This is a genomic window from Peribacillus asahii (assembly GCF_003570725.1).
Taxonomy (GTDB): domain Bacteria; phylum Bacillota; class Bacilli; order Bacillales; family DSM-1321; genus Peribacillus; species Peribacillus asahii.
Window position 1 is genome coordinate 69071 of sequence record NZ_QWVS01000016.1, and the last position, 17065, is coordinate 86135.

14 protein-coding genes and 1 riboswitch are annotated in these 17065 nt (G+C 37.1%); of the genes, 8 read left to right on the forward strand and 6 right to left on the reverse strand.

What is annotated here, in order from left to right; all coding sequences use genetic code 11:
- Positions 1-189 precede the first annotated feature (189 nt).
- Positions 190-3702, forward strand: coding sequence for a hypothetical protein (locus D1953_RS09975; protein WP_119117029.1), 3513 nt, complete (start codon positions 190-192; stop codon positions 3700-3702).
- A gap of 36 nt (positions 3703-3738) precedes the next feature.
- Here the strand turns inward: D1953_RS09975 and D1953_RS21225 are convergent, their stop codons facing one another.
- Together D1953_RS21225 and trhO are read right to left on the reverse strand one after the other, a co-directional pair.
- On the reverse strand, positions 3739-3879 hold the full coding sequence (locus D1953_RS21225) for a hypothetical protein (protein ID WP_182480566.1): 141 nt from the start codon (positions 3877-3879) through the stop codon (positions 3739-3741).
- A 171-nt stretch (positions 3880-4050) separates the two neighbouring features.
- Positions 4051-5007: an oxygen-dependent tRNA uridine(34) hydroxylase TrhO gene (trhO, locus tag D1953_RS09980; protein WP_119117030.1), complete on the reverse strand. Its 957-nt coding sequence runs from the start codon at positions 5005-5007 to the stop codon at positions 4051-4053.
- A 159-nt stretch (positions 5008-5166) separates the two neighbouring features.
- Between trhO and D1953_RS09985 the strand changes: the two genes are divergently transcribed.
- From D1953_RS09985 to ytvI, 3 genes are all read left to right on the forward strand, one after another.
- On the forward strand, positions 5167-6192 hold the full coding sequence (locus tag D1953_RS09985) for an NAD(P)H-dependent flavin oxidoreductase (RefSeq protein ID WP_119117031.1): 1026 nt from the start codon (positions 5167-5169) through the stop codon (positions 6190-6192).
- A 66-nt stretch (positions 6193-6258) separates the two neighbouring features.
- A complete protein-coding gene (locus tag D1953_RS21545; protein ID WP_220453363.1) occupies positions 6259-6390 on the forward strand; it encodes a DUF6254 family protein in 132 nt (43 codons plus the stop codon).
- A gap of 163 nt (positions 6391-6553) precedes the next feature.
- Positions 6554-7597 (forward strand): sporulation integral membrane protein YtvI, encoded by a 1044-nt coding sequence (gene ytvI, locus D1953_RS09990; protein WP_245980021.1) that lies wholly within the window; start codon positions 6554-6556, stop codon positions 7595-7597.
- A 324-nt stretch (positions 7598-7921) separates the two neighbouring features.
- Here the strand turns inward: ytvI and D1953_RS09995 are convergent, their stop codons facing one another.
- Entirely contained in the window at positions 7922-9283 is a 1362-nt protein-coding gene (locus D1953_RS09995; RefSeq protein ID WP_119117032.1) for a hemolysin family protein, read from the reverse strand.
- A gap of 497 nt (positions 9284-9780) precedes the next feature.
- Between D1953_RS09995 and D1953_RS10000 the strand changes: the two genes are divergently transcribed.
- The 3 genes from D1953_RS10000 (at position 9781) to uptA (ending at position 11997) form a co-directional block, all read left to right on the forward strand.
- Positions 9781-10425, forward strand: a complete 645-nt coding sequence (locus D1953_RS10000; protein ID WP_119117033.1) for a YitT family protein — start codon at positions 9781-9783, stop codon at positions 10423-10425.
- A 104-nt stretch (positions 10426-10529) separates the two neighbouring features.
- On the forward strand, positions 10530-11252 hold the full coding sequence (locus D1953_RS10005; RefSeq protein WP_119117034.1) for a FixH family protein: 723 nt from the start codon (positions 10530-10532) through the stop codon (positions 11250-11252).
- Positions 11253-11364: 112 nt separating this feature from the next.
- Positions 11365-11997 (forward strand): undecaprenyl phosphate transporter UptA, encoded by a 633-nt coding sequence (gene uptA / locus D1953_RS10010; protein WP_119117035.1) that lies wholly within the window; start codon positions 11365-11367, stop codon positions 11995-11997.
- 158 nt (positions 11998-12155) lie between these two features.
- Here the strand turns inward: uptA and D1953_RS10015 are convergent, their stop codons facing one another.
- The 3 genes from D1953_RS10015 to D1953_RS10025 all read right to left on the reverse strand — a co-directional run bounded on the left by D1953_RS10015 (position 12156) and on the right by D1953_RS10025 (position 15947).
- Positions 12156-13487 carry a hemolysin family protein gene (locus D1953_RS10015; RefSeq protein ID WP_119117036.1) on the reverse strand — a complete coding sequence of 444 codons (1332 nt, stop codon included), beginning with the start codon at positions 13485-13487 and terminating at the stop codon, positions 12156-12158.
- A gap of 279 nt (positions 13488-13766) precedes the next feature.
- Complete coding sequence (locus tag D1953_RS10020) at positions 13767-14843, reverse strand: sensor histidine kinase (protein WP_182480567.1); 1077 nt, start codon at positions 14841-14843, stop codon at positions 13767-13769.
- A 225-nt stretch (positions 14844-15068) separates the two neighbouring features.
- Positions 15069-15947, reverse strand: a complete 879-nt coding sequence (locus D1953_RS10025) for a cation diffusion facilitator family transporter (RefSeq protein ID WP_119117038.1) — start codon at positions 15945-15947, stop codon at positions 15069-15071.
- A gap of 233 nt (positions 15948-16180) precedes the next feature.
- A riboswitch (TPP riboswitch) is annotated at positions 16181-16283 on the forward strand.
- Between the two features lie 107 nt (positions 16284-16390).
- On the opposite strand from D1953_RS10025, the gene thiT reads away from it, so the two are divergent.
- Complete coding sequence (thiT, locus tag D1953_RS10030; protein ID WP_342769239.1) at positions 16391-16966, forward strand: energy-coupled thiamine transporter ThiT; 576 nt, start codon at positions 16391-16393, stop codon at positions 16964-16966.
- Positions 16967-17065: the final 99 nt, after the last annotated feature.

Sequence of the window (17065 nt, forward strand, 5' to 3'; positions counted from 1 at the left end):
ATTTTATCCCGGATAATCTGCTGTTCTGGATGAAGTGGCATTTTACTATTGGCTTAATAAATTGTAATTCGGGAAGGTAGGAAGACTTACCCTGTTTTGAGTAGGGGATATTTGGTATGATAGTGATATTTGCAAAAGCTAATAAATATGTCTAATAAAGGCAGGAAGAGGAAGGGGGCTTTGCTTAGAATGAGCGATTCTTCTAAAGAAGACATACCGCTAGAGACGCGGCGGCAGATTTTTCAAGAAGAGCTGCAGGCGTTGCGAGAACAAAGACTTATTCCAAAAACAGATTATATTCGAATCAGTCGTTTGTACGATCGCTATAGCATGCAAATGATTCATAAGGAGAAAACGAATCATACTGTAAAAGAAGAAAAGAAAAATGTGATGGAACCAACGATACCATCACAAGAAAAAGTGAAGGAAATTGTTTCTGAAGAACCAATTATTTCACACGAAGCAGAGACAGCTCAAACACCGATCAAGCCGGTAATCATTCCAAAAGTTACGGTAAGGCCTGAAAAAACGGCGGAGCAGCTTCGGGAGCGAAATATTTCCATTGTGTTAATTACAGGTGTTATCTTTCTATTGTTCGGCGGTCTTATTTTGGCCACTTCTACATGGGGAGAGTTAAATGCTGTTTTAAAAGTGATGAGCATTAGCTTAGTGTCTGTGTTTTTTGCCGGTATGGCTTTTATTTCTTCCAAACTGAAAATTCAACAAACAGCCTTTGCCTTTTTAACATTAGCGAGTTTGTTTATCCCTATCTCGATTTTATCTGCTTCCTATTATCAAATTTTTGGAGAATATTTATCGCTTCAGGGGAACGGAAGAGGGTTGCTTGGGTTCATTGGGGGAGTCATTTGTTTTGCGATTTATATGAAAATTGCTCAATATTTTCAGTCAAAAGTATTTGTGTTGATTTCATTAGTTACTTTTGCGATGACAACGTACTTTGGCCTGGCCTATATCACTTTCTCAAGGGACGTATTGTTGCTGTTGATGGCCTTATTAAACGTGTTGTTCCTATGGAATCTTGATTATGTGAAGAGCCAGACGAAGCTGATGTTATTTAAACCGTATGTTTTTCAATTTATGATGTTTAAAATAATAGCGGAAACGTTTGTCACCCTTACTTTATTTTCAAACAATAGTATGTATTCATTCACATTACTAATCCTATCTGTATTATTTTTACTATTGGCTGTTAAGCATCAAAAACTTTATTTTCATTTTGTTTTTAGTATCGTGTTTACCTATGGATTTGTTCATACGGTGTATCAATCGTTTTTGAAAGAATATTCAATTGTTGCCTTTGCCATACTGCCGCTGATATTTATCGGGTTGTCCAACTATCTGGGTAAAGGAAATCAAGCATTAGCGATAAGTTTTAGACAGACAAGTTTAGTAACAGGCGGCTTAGTCTTTATCTATGTGAATGCAATGGCATGGACCGACCAGGAAGCTCAAATCTTTTTGGCTTTGCTCGTGCTAACCTGTCAATTTGTGTATCTTTCCTTTACAACGCAAAGAAAGGCTTACACATACCCAGCTCTTGTTTTATTTAGTTTAGCCTTTGTGTATTTAGGCTTTGCTTTGGATTTAGAGTTTTCGAATACGGTCAATCTGCTGTTTGTCATTGAGATGTTGCTCTATTTAGGGTTATATATCTATCAATCTGAGAAACTGCGATTATTTAAGGAAAGTGCCTTATATATTACGAGCAGCAGTATGCTAGGTATGTTAACGTTGAAATTAGCTGTATTACAATGGCTTGATCTTAGTATAGGTTTGGCGATTATCTCCGGATTACTCTATGTTACGTATCGAAAAGATCGCAGCGAAGAGATGAGAAGAGTAAGCGCCTATGGATTCCCAATTAGTTTAGTTGTCGCCTGTATGGCACTGTATCCATATTTCAATCAAATAAGTCCATTATATGAAAATAATATAGAGATTAGTGTTCATACGATGATAGTCGCTATACTTTCTATTGGAATCGGGCTTTTATTTAAGAAAACAGAAAAAGTATTCTTTCATGTATTTTTTATTGCTGGGCAAGTGTTATCGTTTCTAGCGTTTTTATTCTTAGTTGGCAGCTTGTTGCCTCCACTAGTTATCACACTGCTAATCACTTTAACGACCGCTATTAATGGATGGTCCGTGCATCAATATCGTCATCACTTGCTTTGGATCCCGGTTCTTATTACGAGTGTAGGAGTCTATGGTTCACTATTTTCAGTATTCGACTTCAAGCAGTCTCCCTTTAATATTGCGTATTATTTGTTAGGTCCGTTACTTTTCTTATTGATTGCTGAGTGGCTTGGCAAATATGCAAAGAACGGTAAGCAATATTTCTTTTGGTGGAGTCAACTGATGAATGTGTTAGCGATTCCTATAGGGTATCTGCTCATCCGCATAGAAGGTGCAACACCTTGGCTGTATGTATTAGTCTTAGCCGTCTATATATGGAGTGCTTTACGAACAAAGATTAATTGGCAAAGATATGTGTTTACTTATGTTGGTTTCGTCACACTCTATGTCCAGGTGTTATTAGTGTTTGAACGTTCTTTATTAGTGGAGTATACAATGTCTCTTACATTAGTAACGACCGCGATTATCATCATCGTGTTGTGGAGTGCAGCTAATACGGGATGGAAGCATCTTATTGAATGGTACTTAATTCCTTTCTTACATTTGGTTACGTTCGTTCATATTTCAGAAGTATATGCCTATGGGTTTCCGGAGAAATGGACAGAAGTTTGGGCAGGACTTGTCACCGTTTTATTAGCTGGTACTTTATATTTGTTACGAAAGAAGAAGTGGGAAAATGCTACTGTAGCACCGCTTTTATTAGCCTTCATTTATTTTGTGATGTATGCCGGAAGTTTATCTCTTGTACTTGGCATGATTGTGTTATTCGTGTTAATGGCTGTTATGCTTCTGCTTAGTAAACGAGACTTCTCGGGCTTCATAAAGCGGACAGAATCAACGATCATTATTGATTTTTATCGGATTTTTGGTTTGCTTTATGTAATCGCGATGAATGAGAAAGTGTTTGCGAATACAACGAGTGTGATGAGCTTAGAGATTTTTGTATCTCTCTTAGTGGTTCTATATTTCCTTGCTATTCGAGTGTGGACCATTGATTTGAAAGAGCGAAAGATATATGCGGCGGCTGCCATCACGTTATGTTTATATCCATATCAGGTAATTGTTGAGCAACTGTCTATTCCAGATGTGTTTGTTACGGAAGTATACGTTGTGCCGTTATTAATCATTGTGCCGGTGTTATGTAGAAAGATTTTCTCATTTGGAAAAACAACTCAAATCGTTGAGCTCGTTATCGTTTCTTTTCTGTTTTTCGTATTAATTTTTGATGCGATAGAAGGGAATACATTAACAGATGCGCTGATTATCGGGACGATCTCTTTAATCTCTCTGTTATTCGGATTTATGATGAAATATAAATCGTTCTTCCTTGCTGGAACAGGGACGATTTTACTTAATATTTATCTGAATACGAATTCGTTATGGGGGCAAATGCCATGGTGGTTTTATTTAATTATCGGTGGTATTCTGCTCATTGCTGTTGCCAGCTTCTTTGAGTGGAAAAAACAAAAAGAAAACACAACCTCGAAGGAAATATTAGAGAAGAATAAACAACGAATTAAAAATTGGTTTAATAAATGGAGTTAGAAAAAACGGTAAGCGAACACGCTTACCGTTTTTAGCTTACTGTTTTTTTTCTTTTTCGTATGCAATCACGATAACTTCTTTATTCGTTTCAGTGCGCAATTTACCTTCGAATTGTTGCAAATCTTGGAGAGCATCTTGGGATAGAGTTGCTGCTGTATAATCTTGTCCTGAGTTCATTGTTCATCGCTCCTTTTAACTGTTTACTTGTATAGGTTATCCAGTATGAGCGGATTTATGCTTTTTTATCGAGCTTTTTGGCATGAGCAAGGTAGTAAGCCAAATTAGCAGATAAGCAAAGAAAAATCGGTGCAATGAACAATCTTTTAGTTCATTGCACCGATTGATGAGTTATTGAGTTACTAATTGTTGTAGTCTTTCTGCCACTTCTTCTTCAGTTAAGTTATGCTCAGCTACATAGCGGTTGCGTGGATGCACGCGGCATTCATGAGAACAGCTGCGCAGGTGCTTATGTTCACTTTCCTCGCTCGCTAAGATTTTCTTATTACATTCTGGGTTTGCACAGTTTACATAGCGTTCGCAAGGTTCGCCAGTAAAATAGTCGCGACCAACAATAACGTGCTCTTTTTGATTAATTGGAACAGAAATTCTTTCATCAAATACATACATTTGTCCGTCCCAAAGCTCACCTTGTACTTCAGGATCTTTGCCATACGTAGCGATTCCGCCGTGCAGTTGACCAACATCTTTAAAACCTTCACGAACGAGCCAGCCTGAGAATTTTTCACAGCGAATACCACCTGTGCAATAGGTTAACACTCTTTTTCCTTCAAACATTTCTTTATTGTCACGTACCCATTGCGGTAAATCACGGAAGTTTAAAATATCTGGTTTAATTGCTCCGCGGAAATGACCTAAGTCATATTCATAGTCATTACGAGCATCGAGTACAACCGTATTTTCATCCTGCATTTCTTCAAAAAATTCTTTTGGACTTAAATGGCGGCCTGTTAGTTCATTCGGGTTAATATCATCTTCTAAGCGAAGTGTAACAAGTTCTGGACGAGCGCGAACTTTCATTTTAGGGAAAGCATGCTCATCCGCTTCGTCTATTTTGTAAACCATATCCGCGAATCGCGGATCGTTTTTCATCATTTCCATATATTGATTTGTTTGTTCAACTGTACCAGAAACAGTACCATTGATTCCTTCCTTCGCGATTAAAATACGACCCTTTAACTCGTGCTCGATACAAAATGCTCGATGTTCAGCCGCAAATTCCTCAGGATTTTCAATCGTTACATACTTATAATACAGCAATACTCTGTATGGTTTATTTTCTGTCATGATTTTTTACCACCTATTGGTTATATTTGCAAGATATAATGTATTTAGGCAGGTGATCTATTTAAAACATTTCTCTTACAGACTACTATTGTAACAAATTATTGCGTAAAAGATAAGAAAACAGCTTATTTTCCAAAAAGTGACCAAGAGGTGAAGGAAATGCTACAAAACTTAGTAAAGTATCCGATTATTCAAGCGCCAATGGCAGGAGGGGCATCCAATCCTGTATTAGCCGCTGCAGTATCAAATGCAGGGGGCTTAGGTTTTCTAGCGGCTGGTTATAAGACAGCCGAAGATTTGCGAAAAGAAATTGTCCAAACAAGACAAATGACAGAGAAGCCTTTTGGTGTAAATGTATTTGTCCCAAGCGATGAATCAGTGGATGAAGGAGCTTTAGCGGAGTATCGGCAAAGAATTGAACGAGAAGCTTTAAAGATCGAAACAACCATTGGAGAAGCATACAGTGATGATGATGAGTGGGACCAAAAAATAGCTGTTTTAAAAGAAGAAAAAGTATCAGTTGTCAGCTTTACATTTGGGTGTCCAGCGGAAGAAGTCATTCGTGAACTTCAACAGACGGGCTCAATCGTTATCGTGACTGTTACAAATGTAGAGGAAGCAAAAATTGCACAAGAGCGAGGAGCGAATGCCCTTTGTGCACAGGGAATAGAGGCGGGTGGCCATCGTGGTTCTTTTAAAAATGAAACTGAGGAAGACTATGGGCTGCTCGTATTGATTCGCCTCATCCAACAAGAAATAGACCTGCCGATTATTGCAGCAGGTGGAATCATGAATGGGAAAGATGTTGCCGCGGTACTAACGGCAGGTGCAACGGCCGCTCAATTAGGCACTGCTTTTCTTCGTTGTCCAGAGAGTGGAGCAAATTCTGTTCATAAAGCAGCACTTGTCGATTCTCGATTTAAGAAAACGGCTTTGACCCGTGCCTTTAGCGGCCGACGTGCACGCGGATTAGTCAATTATTTTTTAACGACTTATAGTGCTGAGGCTCCAGCCGCTTATCCACACCTTCACCATATGACGAAGACGATGCGAAAAGTGGCCGGGCAAAAAAATGAACCAGAGTTTATGGCATTGTGGGCAGGGCAGGGGCATAGATTAGCCAAGGAGCTGCCTGCAGGAGAAGTGGTTCGAGAACTCGTACAGATGAGTAATTTAAAGTTTTAGGCATGAAAATAGCCCCTAAGGTTAATCTATTATTGATTATATTTACGTAAAGGGGTTTTTATAGTTATGACGCAATCGAAACGACAACAAGAAAGACAATGGACAAAAAGAAAACAATCGCAAAACCCGCATGGTAAAGTGAAATCTTTTGAGCAATTAGCGGAAGGTACAGCAAAAAGTGGGGCCAATAACGAGTAAAGCGCCCTCTATAATCATTTGAATGAAAAACGATAAACAGGCCATTCTATACGATTTAGAGTGGCCTGTTTATTTGTTTGAATATAAAACAAAAGGATGACGAAAGATACTGGACTTCCTCACATACATATAAGGATGAACGGCTAAATAGAGGAGTGTTAAAGTGAATCGTTCTATATGGATTCTTTGGATGTGGAGGATAGGATTTCTTCTCCTTTTATTCTGGTTAATTCCGTATTCAGGGGCATTAATTTTAGCTTTGTTTACAGCGCTTTTATTGAATGGGATTGTAGATTGGTTGTGTAAAAGTTTTTCGATGAAACGGTTATGGGCAGTTTTTATTGTATTCGTTTTATATGTGGGGAGTTTAACGACTTTAACTTTTTTGTTAATCTCTGTTCTAACGAGGCAAATGATTACTGTTTCGGAAAAGGTACCAGATATTGCGAGAGAGTTGTATCAAACGGTGATGCTCCCATTTATTAAACAGTGGGAGCAATATTCCAAAACTCTTCCGGCTGATACGATTTGGTCTATTGAAAATGCAATGGAAAGAGGAATTCATTCGTTAGAAGGCTTTACACAAAACTTTGTACAAGGAACAGTTCAGTTTGTTACATCGGTGCCAGCTTTATTTGTCGATTTGTTAATCTATTTAATTGCCGTGTTTTTAATTTGTTTAGAGCTGCCGATTATCAGAGAAAGGGTGAAACAGTTTTTTAGAGCTTCCACTTATCAAAAGATTTCTTTCGTGTATCAAGATTTAAGTATAGCAGCCGTTGGTTTTTTGAAAGCACAGGTGTTGCTTAGTTTACTTACGTTTGTTATGGCGTACGCAGGTTTGTGGTTATTAAACGTTCCTTATACCTTATTACTTACTTTGTTAATTGTTATTGTGGATATTTTGCCTATTCTAGGAACAGGTTCCGTGCTTGTGCCATGGGCAATCATCGTTTTCTTTCAAGGGAATCAGCATTTGGCAATTGGTTTATTGCTTCTCTTTCTTGTCATTACAATAGTGAGAAGAACGGTCGAACCAAAAATTTATTCGGCTAATATGGGATTAACACCGTTAGCCGCTTTAATTAGTTTATATTTAGGATTTAAGCTACTCGGATTTATTGGGCTTTTTGTTGGTCCTGCTTTAGTGATTGTCTATGAAACATTAAAAAAGGTAGGAGTGATTAAGCCTAATTTTAAACTTTAGAAGCTTTTAAACTTTTGATTAACGTCGTTTACGTTCTTTACCTTTTTGCCTTTTCCCTGACAGTGGGAGCAGCTGCGTGAGAAGAATTGGAGAAATTTCTTTTTTCCTCTTCCTTTGCAGTGTTGACAGATTGAGATAACTTTCATGTTTCTACCTCCTTGAAGTCGTTTTTACTAACAGTATCGAGCAAGAAGGGAATAATTATACTTAATTACAATAATTTAGAATGAATAAAGATATCTGTTAAATTATAGTATATGTTCAATAGAGCAGAAATGAGCACAACAAAAACCCCGCGCTTATAAAAGTGCGGGGTTTTTATGTTTATGAAACAATCTCTGTTTTGGAGATGATTGGGAAGTCCTTCATCTCTGCCACTTCTGTAATGACTGTAGCTGGTTTGTAAATTTCAATATAGTGAATATGATGATCTTTCATTTCTTTTATTTTAAAATGATAATCGCCATACTTGAGAACATCGCCTTGCTTAGATTCATAATTCTCCGTTAAAATCCAGCCGCCCATCGTATCGATATCTTCATCATCGATATCAATTTTGAGTAAATCATTGATTTCACTAATTAATACTTTTGCATCGATGATATAGTGATCGTCTTTGAGTTTACGAATATCTGGAACTTCGTCTAAGTCGAACTCGTCGCGAATATCGCCGACAATTTCTTCTAGAATATCTTCAACTGTCACGAGCCCTGATGTGCCGCCATATTCATCCATTAAAATCGCCATGTGAATTCGTTCTTTCTGCATTTTAACTAATAAGTCATGAATAGGGATGCTATCGATCACTCGGATGATTGGACGAATATACTGCTCAATTGTTTGAGTTGACTGGTTGCTCTTATCAATCATTTGCGTAAATAGTTCTTTCATATTGACCATTCCGATGACATGGTCTTTATCTCCATCAATAACAGGATAACGTGTGTATTTCTCTTCCGATAAAACTTCGAAAAATTGTTGAATCGTATCTGTTTTAGATAATGTGGCAATCTCTGTACGAGGTACCATGATTTCTTTTGCAATCCGATCATCGAATTCGAAAATTTTGTTTACATATTTAAACTCAGATTGGTTAATTTCGCCACTTTTATAACTTTCTGAAACGATAATACGAAGCTCTTCTTCTGTATGAGCGATATCATGTTCAGATACAGCTTTTAAACCAAACATTCTTGTAAGCATTTGTGCGCTTCCATTCAGTAGCCAAATAAATGGGTACATGATTTTGTTGAACCAAATTAATGGTTTCGATACGAGTAAAGTTACTTGCTCGGCTTTTTGGATCGCTAATGTTTTTGGTGCCAATTCTCCGGCAACTACGTGAATAAAGGTAATAAGAGAAAAGGCGATGATAATTGATAAAATATGAGAAACGGAATTAGGGATATGAAGTTGAGTTAGAAGCGGTCCTAAAATGCTTTCAACAGTCGGTTCTCCCAGCCAACCAAGACCAAGTGCGGTAATCGTAATACCGAGCTGACAGGTAGATAAATACTCATCCAAATTAGAGGTTACTTGTTTTGCTGGGATGGCATTCGCTCTTCCTTCTTCAATTAATTGGTCAATTCGTGTACTCCTTACTTTAACAATTGCAAACTCTGAAGCTACAAAAAATGCTGTCAAAGCAATTAAAATGGCAATCAAAACCAAGTTTATTATGTCCAAATAAGTCTCCCTTAACTCGCCTTTAAGGCGAATCAGGAGTCCACCTCCTAGATTTTTAAAATATACTGAATTTTTGTTCGTTAAATATGTGATGCTGGATTACGACGAGACGGGAGCTACAAGAACTTTTTCCGTGAATAAGTGCTGTAAGATTGCTATCTTCTTCCATATACACTTTTGCATCGGAATACGTAGTATCCGCTCGTCACTACGAATATCCTTTAATGCCCCATCCAATCACCTCGAATTCTAATTAATTAAATATCTTCATTATAGAAACAGTCATAAATTCCGTCAAACCGACTAGAAGGGCTAATTTGACGATTATTGCTTAATATATGAATGTTTTAAAGGAATATTAGCGTTTTTTAGCCGTTTCCTTTACTTCTCTCTTAATATTATAGAATATTCAGTCAATTTGCACTCCTTTTAAAATAATCACTTACAGTATATGGTTGTTTGTTCATTCATTCCTATATTGTTGAAAAAATAGAAGCATGAAGATTAATTTTTTTATTCTGTATGACATATTGTGTAGAAAGGGACGGGCTTATGATGGGGGGATTTATATATCGTATATTGAAAAGGTAGTGGCGACGATTGTTGGCAGCTTGCTTCTTGGAATTGCTATCAACTTTTTTTTAGTTCCTTATCATTTATTAGATGGTGGATTAATTGGACTTGGGCTTATTATTCATTATTATTTTCAGCTTCCTGCTGGATTAAGCATTATTTTACTTAGCGCACCTCTCTATGCATATGTTTGGTTCTTTGAAAGGAGTTGGCTATTTCGCAGTTTAAATGGTTTACTCGTTTCCTCCTTGTGTATCGATCTTTGTTCAAACATTATTATACATTGGAAGTTGCCAATTGCGCTTAGTGCTATATTAGGCGGTTTATTAATCGGGTTGGGTATTGGTCTTATGCTTCGTTATGAAACATCAACAGGGGGGACAGATATGCTGGCTCACATTATTTCTAAAAAAAGCGGATGGAATGTTGGGTTAATTATTTTGTTCCTAGATAGTTGTGTACTCGTATCAGGTATTAATATTGTTGGTGCAACTATCTTTTGTTATTCTGTACTCACCATTATTGCTGGAGCTTTTATGACATCGATTACGGTGAGGAGATACTGGTAATTTTTTTGTATAAAATCATCCTTTTTGGGTAAGTATGGAGTCTAGTGGGAAGTTGACGAAGATGGATATCCCACTAAATTTCATTTTAACATAAAGGAAGTTATATGATGAAGAAATTACCAGCGTTTAGTATACTGCTTGTACTTGTACTATTAGCAGGATGTCAAGAAACAGAAATGCCGGAGGGGAAGGAAGTAAATAGTACGGTTACTACTCCGTTAGTCGCTTCAATTTCAAGCGTGGGCGATCTTGTAGCAGGCAAGGAGATTATTATTGAGGCTTCAGTCAAACAAGGAAAGGAAGCCATTCAGGAAGCGGATGAAGTACTTATTGAAATTCGAAAATCTGGAAGCGATGAGCGAACGATGCTAGGTGCGAAAAATATTGGAGAAGGCAAGTATCAAGCATTACATACGTTTCCCGATAGCGGAAAATATTTTGTGATTGCTCATGTAACGAAAAAGGGTCTTCATGTTATGCCAGAGAAAGAGTTTGTAATCGAAGAGCATAAGCTTTCAGAAACATCGGCTCATCCGAGTTCGGACTTTTCTATTGAGTTCTTTAACAACCGGGCAAAAGCTGGACAAAAGTCTGATGTGGAAGCATCTATAGTCTTAGATGGAAAACCATTAACAGCGGCAAATGTGAGCTTTGAAGTTTGGAAAGAGGGAAGCGAAGAAAGCCATTTTATTAAAGCGATTGAAAAAGAGAGCGGGAAATATCAAAATAAAGTATCCTTCCAAGAGGAAGGTACTTATAAAATCCAAGTACATGTAGAAAAAGGCGAGCTCCATGAGCATCAATTACAAACGATTGAGGTGGAGTAAAGTAGAGAAGAGACTGACTGTAAAGTTGGTCTTTTTTTTGTGAAGTTGAAATAACTTTATGAATAGAGGGACGAGCGATTTCGAAAATACAATAAGGGAGAACGGGCTAATTATGTCAGAATGGATTATGTTAGCTTTGCAGTTTTTTTCGGATTTAGGGTACATAGGCATTATGTTAGGGCTGATGGTGGAAGTCATCCCAAGTGAGTTAGTACTAGGGTACGGTGGATATTTAGTAGGGATTGGACAATTGACTTTTAGTGGAGCATTAATTGCAGGGGGAATTGGGGGGACATTAGCCCAGCTCTTTCTATATTGGGCCGGTTATTTTGGAGGCAGGCCATTTTTGTTGAAATACGGTAAATATGTATTAATTAAAGAAAAGCATATAACGATGGCAGAGGAGTGGTTTGAGCGTTATGGGGTAGCAGTAATTTTTACGGCACGCTTCATTCCTGTTGTGCGCCATGCCATTTCCATCCCGGCAGGCATTGCGAAAATGTCTCATTGGAAGTTTCTTATTTATACTGTTGCGGCAATTATTCCATGGACAGTCTTATTTTTGCTATTAGGGAAATTACTCGGGGAAAATTGGCAAGAGGTGAGAAGCTTTGCGACGCCGTATATTATTCCGCTAACTGTCCTATCTGTATTGTTTATTAGTGGATATATTATGTGGAGTCAGAAACGAACACCTCCGATTATAACCGTGAAGAAAATGAACGGCTATAATCGCAAGAGCTAAAGGAAGAAGAGTATCCCAAAAGTGAAAAATATCTTTCAAAGAGTTATGAAGGCCAAAATTCAGGAATCAGGGAAGGGAAATGTCCTTCATCCAAGTCATGAAGAACAAAATCTAGGAAACAAGCAATGGAGCTGTCCGTTTTTAGACAGCTCCTTTTGTCATGATTCTTCTAGTTGATTGTCCGCTTGTAATATCGGTTGTTTCACTTTCTGTACTTCGATAAATCTAATTGTATGATCTTCCATTTCGATCACTTTAAAAGCAAAATCTTGTTTTTGAATGATATCGCCAAGAGATACATCATAATTTTCTGTTAAAATCCAGCCGCCAATCGTATCGATATCTTCATCATCAATTTCTAGGTCTAGTAAATCATTGACTTCTTTAATGAGTAATTTTGCATCAAGAATATAATGCCCATCTGAAAGAACTTGTATAGACGGTACTTCGTCATTGTCAAACTCGTCACGAATTTCACCGACAATTTCTTCGAGTATGTCTTCAACCGTAACAAGTCCAGCGGTACCGCCGTATTCATCCATAAGAATCGCCATATGAATCCGTTCTTTCTGCATTTTTAACAACAAATCATGAATCGGAATATTTTCCATTACTCGGATGATAGGGCGAGTATATGTTTCAATTTTGTTAAATCGATTATTTTGTTTTTTGATTAAATCAGCGAACACTTCTTTTAGATTGATTAAGCCGATTACATGGTCTTTATCTCCTTCCACAACAGGATAGCGTGTATATCGTTCTTGCTTTGCCATGTTGACGAAATCTTCAAGTGTTTCGTCCTTTGAAATGCTCAAAATTTCTGTTCGCGGTACCATAATTTCCTTGGCAAGACGATCATCAAACTCAAAGATATTACTTACATATTTGAATTCCGACTGGTTGATTTCTCCATTTTCATAACTATCGGATAAGATAAATCGTAATTCTTCCTCAGAATGGGCTTCATTTTCATTCGTTTGCTTAAATCCAAGCATTTTTACTACGGCACGAGCTGAATGATTCAGCAGCCAAATAAAAGGAAAGGCAATTTTATGAAAGAATAGTAACGGTTTAGCAAGCAGCAGCGTCACTTGTTCTGCTTTTTGGATAGCGACCGTTTTTGGCGCTAATTCACCTACAACAACGTTTAAAAAGGTAATCAGTGAAAAGGCAATAACAAATGATAAGATTTCGGCAACTTGAGCTGGAATATGTAATAAATTAAACCAAGGTTTAATGAGATGCAGAACAGTAGGTTCACCAAGCCATCCTAATCCTAAAGCTGCAATCGTAATTCCAAGTTGTGTTGCCGACAAATATTCATCCAGGTTGGAGATTACTTTTTTTGCGGCCATTGCATTTTTATTTCCTTCTTCGATGAGCTGATCAATTCTAGAGCTGCGAACTCGGATAATAGAAAATTCCGAAGCAACGAAGAAAGCTGTTAATGCAATTAAAAGAATAACTAGTATTAAATTAAAAGTGTCCAATTAGTGCGAGATACAAATCAAATCAATGGAGTTTGATTGATCTCAGTCACCTCCCAAAATACAATCAAATTTATAAAATCATACCTCTGCTTCAATAACGGTATGAAAGTAGTTCCAGCTATTTATTATTTTAGCGCTTATTCATTTTAATTGAAAGCTTCATTAAATCTTAGTCATAACTTAATGGAAAGTTAACATTAGTATACGGAAAGAGGATTCATTCCATTAAAAAATCAATAGTGTCCTTCTATGAAATAATGCTCATAAAAAAATTCATCTTCAAATAGGAAGATGAATCGTAAAGGTTGTTAAGAAATTTGAAGAATTACATGTAAGAGAACCGCCATGTTTTTCAATAATTTCTTTACAAACAAATAAGCCAAGTCCAGTTCCTTTTGTTTTGGTAGTGACGAAAGGATCAAAAATAGTTGGCAATACATCGTCTGGGATTTTTGGACCGTTATTAGCAATCGTTAAGAGTAATCCTTCTCTAGATTGTGTACCAGAAATAGTAATAGTCGGTACAGAAGTTGTGGGAATGACATCTAGTGCATTTAAGATAATATTTAACAATACTTGACGTATTTCTTCCTTAGAGCCGCGAATCATTATATCGTCTGGAATGGCATAAGAAACAGTAGCATTCGCTTCCAATATGCTTGGGTAAAGAAATTCAATAACATCATTGACAAGCTTTGAAATAGAAAAGGAATCAATAAACTCACTTGCTTTTTCTTTCTTTGATAAATTTAGAAATTGTGTAATTCGACCGTTTAGCTGATTAAGTTCACTTGAGATAATATCCAAGTATTTTACTTCTGGATGTTCCGATTGCAGTAATTGGATAAATCCCATAATGGATGTTAATGGATTTCTAAATTCATGAACAAAGCTGGATGTCATTTGTCCGAGTAGAGTCAAGCGGTCTTTATGTGTCTGACTAATGAAATAGTACTGTTCTTCTAGCGATTTTGTTTGCAATTTTGCGTAATGCGTAATGGTTTGTTGAATCAATTGATCGAGTGAACGGTTAATTTCGTTAATGAGACGAAGTGAATCATAGGGTGTTAAATGCAAAGAAAGTATTTCTTCTATCATAATGGATCTTCCAGTTGTAATCGTTTTAGTGAACTCCTCCATACTCATAACTTGAAGAAATTGTTCTGTCGCAATATTTTCTGATAATGAATCTAAACACTCTTCAAGCGTTGATTGCTGCTTTTTCATTTTTTCTATAAATAGTTTGAAAAACTGTTCGACTTTTTCTCCGGAAAGGGAGAATTGCGTCCACTGGCTAATAATACGATCTTTATGATCCATTAAGAAATCAATTGCTGTAGCGTTATTAAATAGCATCTCGCCCTCCATTGACAGGAAAAGATTTTTTTCGTTGATTATTCCTATTTCGCTAATAGGAAACGAAAATCCTTTAACTTCTAAAGAAAATTAGGCGAAAATTCTAAAAAGGCGATTTTTTATGTCTTTATAACTAGTAAAAAGGTTATGTTCCATAATAATTCAGAAATCAACAGAGTCACATAATAAAGTCAATAAAAAAGTAACCAACAAAATAGCTGTTGGTTACTGTTGTGAAGCGATATAAGGTTCTATATGAATGATTGCATATTTAACATTATGTTCTGATAGTAAGTTTTGTTCGACTTTGACCGTGATTTCATGGCTTTCGATAACTGTTAAAAGCGGGTTTACATGAATAGTTGCTTCAACAAGAATTTCATTTCCATGCATGCGAGCTTTAATTTCGCTCATTTCCTTAACGCCTTCTGTTTCTGAAATGGTTAAGCCAATTTCTTGTAATAGCTCTTCATCAAAGCCATCTGTTAAGGAGTGGGAAGCGTCTAGGAAAATCTCGACAGCTGTTTTACAAATAATAATTCCGACAACGATAGCGGCAACTCCATCGAGCCATGCGATACCGATATAAGTTCCTAAAATTCCAACTAAAGCACCTACACTAACAAGTGCATCCGATCGATTATCTTGTGCAACCGCATAAATGGAAGCACTATTTATTTTTCGACTAAGCGCTACATTATAACGATAAATACCGTACATAAACGCTGCGGAGAATAATGCTGTAATCGCTGTCAATGTGCTTGGTGATTGCGTATCTTCTGCAAAAAAGTCTTCGATAGCACCGGTAATGACATCAATACCGACTGTAATCATGATAAAAGCAGCGATTAAAGAAGCGATTGTTTCTGCACGCAAATGGCCATATGCATGGTTTTTATCTGGTGGGATTTTTGAAATTTTTAATCCGATTAATACGGCAACCGAAGCGACAATATCGGTCGCATTATTTAATCCATCAGCCCATAAGCCTTTGGAGTGACCCAAATAGCCCACCGTTAGTTTTAGGGATGCTAAAAATATGTAAGCGATGATACTAATATAAGCTCCTCTTTCAGCTGAAATAGAATTTTGATCTGTATCCATGATTGTACCCCCATTGCAAACTTGCGTATTAACGATATCAAATGAAACCGTAGTGGGTCTATAGAAACAATGTCTCCCTTATCCATCTAAATTGTATCTTTGCATTTGTATTGATGGGCTAAAAATAAGTTGGTCACAGCTAAAATTACATCCTTAATTAGGAAAAAAGAAAAGATTAGTACTTGTTTTATGAATAAACTAGTAGTATATTCTAACCTAGGATAAAAATTAAATACGTCCACAAGGGGAGCCGAAGAGGCTGAGAGTGAGCGAATGAGTTCTGACCCTATGAACCTGTTAGTTAATGCTAGCGTAGGGATGTGGTTTTGGATATAAAGCAGTACGGGCCATCCATTACCGCCCTAGTATTGCTTTTTTTATTTGGAAAAAAGCAATACGGGCAGCTCATCACGCTTCTCTAAATAGGAGAAGGAGGAAGTATAATGAATAATAAAACATTATTTTTAGTGGAAGTAGCGATTTTTGCTGCTTTGGCGTTGCTGCTTGATTTTGTATCAGGTGCGATTATGGGAAGGTTTTGGCCTCAAGGAGGTTCCATTTCCCTTGCGATGGTTCCTGTTTTTCTAATGGCCTTTCGTTGGGGAATTAAAGGCGGAGTCCTTACCGGAGTTTTATTAGGAGGCTTGCAAATTATAACGGGAGCCATTCCGTATCATTTTGCTTCATGGATTATAGATTATTTCTTAGCTTTTGGAGTCGTAGGGTTCGCTGGTGTATATGTGAATAAGATAAATGTGAGCTTAAGGGAAGGGAACCATTCGAAAGCTAACTTTTACATTGTGAGCGGAGTGCTGTTAGGAAGTTTTTTACGATTTTTATGTCATTTTGCTTCCGGTATTATTCTTTATGGAGAGTATGCGCCGCCAGGCCAACCAGTTGCGCTTTACTCGCTCGTTTATAATGGTACGTATATGCTAGGATGCTTTGTACTATCTGCTATTATCGTGGCGATGCTTTATTCAACGGCAAGAAATGTATTAATGAGAAAAGCGTATTAAATGTTCAGTCGGATCTGTTATAGGTCCGGCTTTTTCTATCGTTTCATTTTTAAGTGTTACTGAATACGGTTGTTCCATTTGATTTGCGGCTTAAATGAG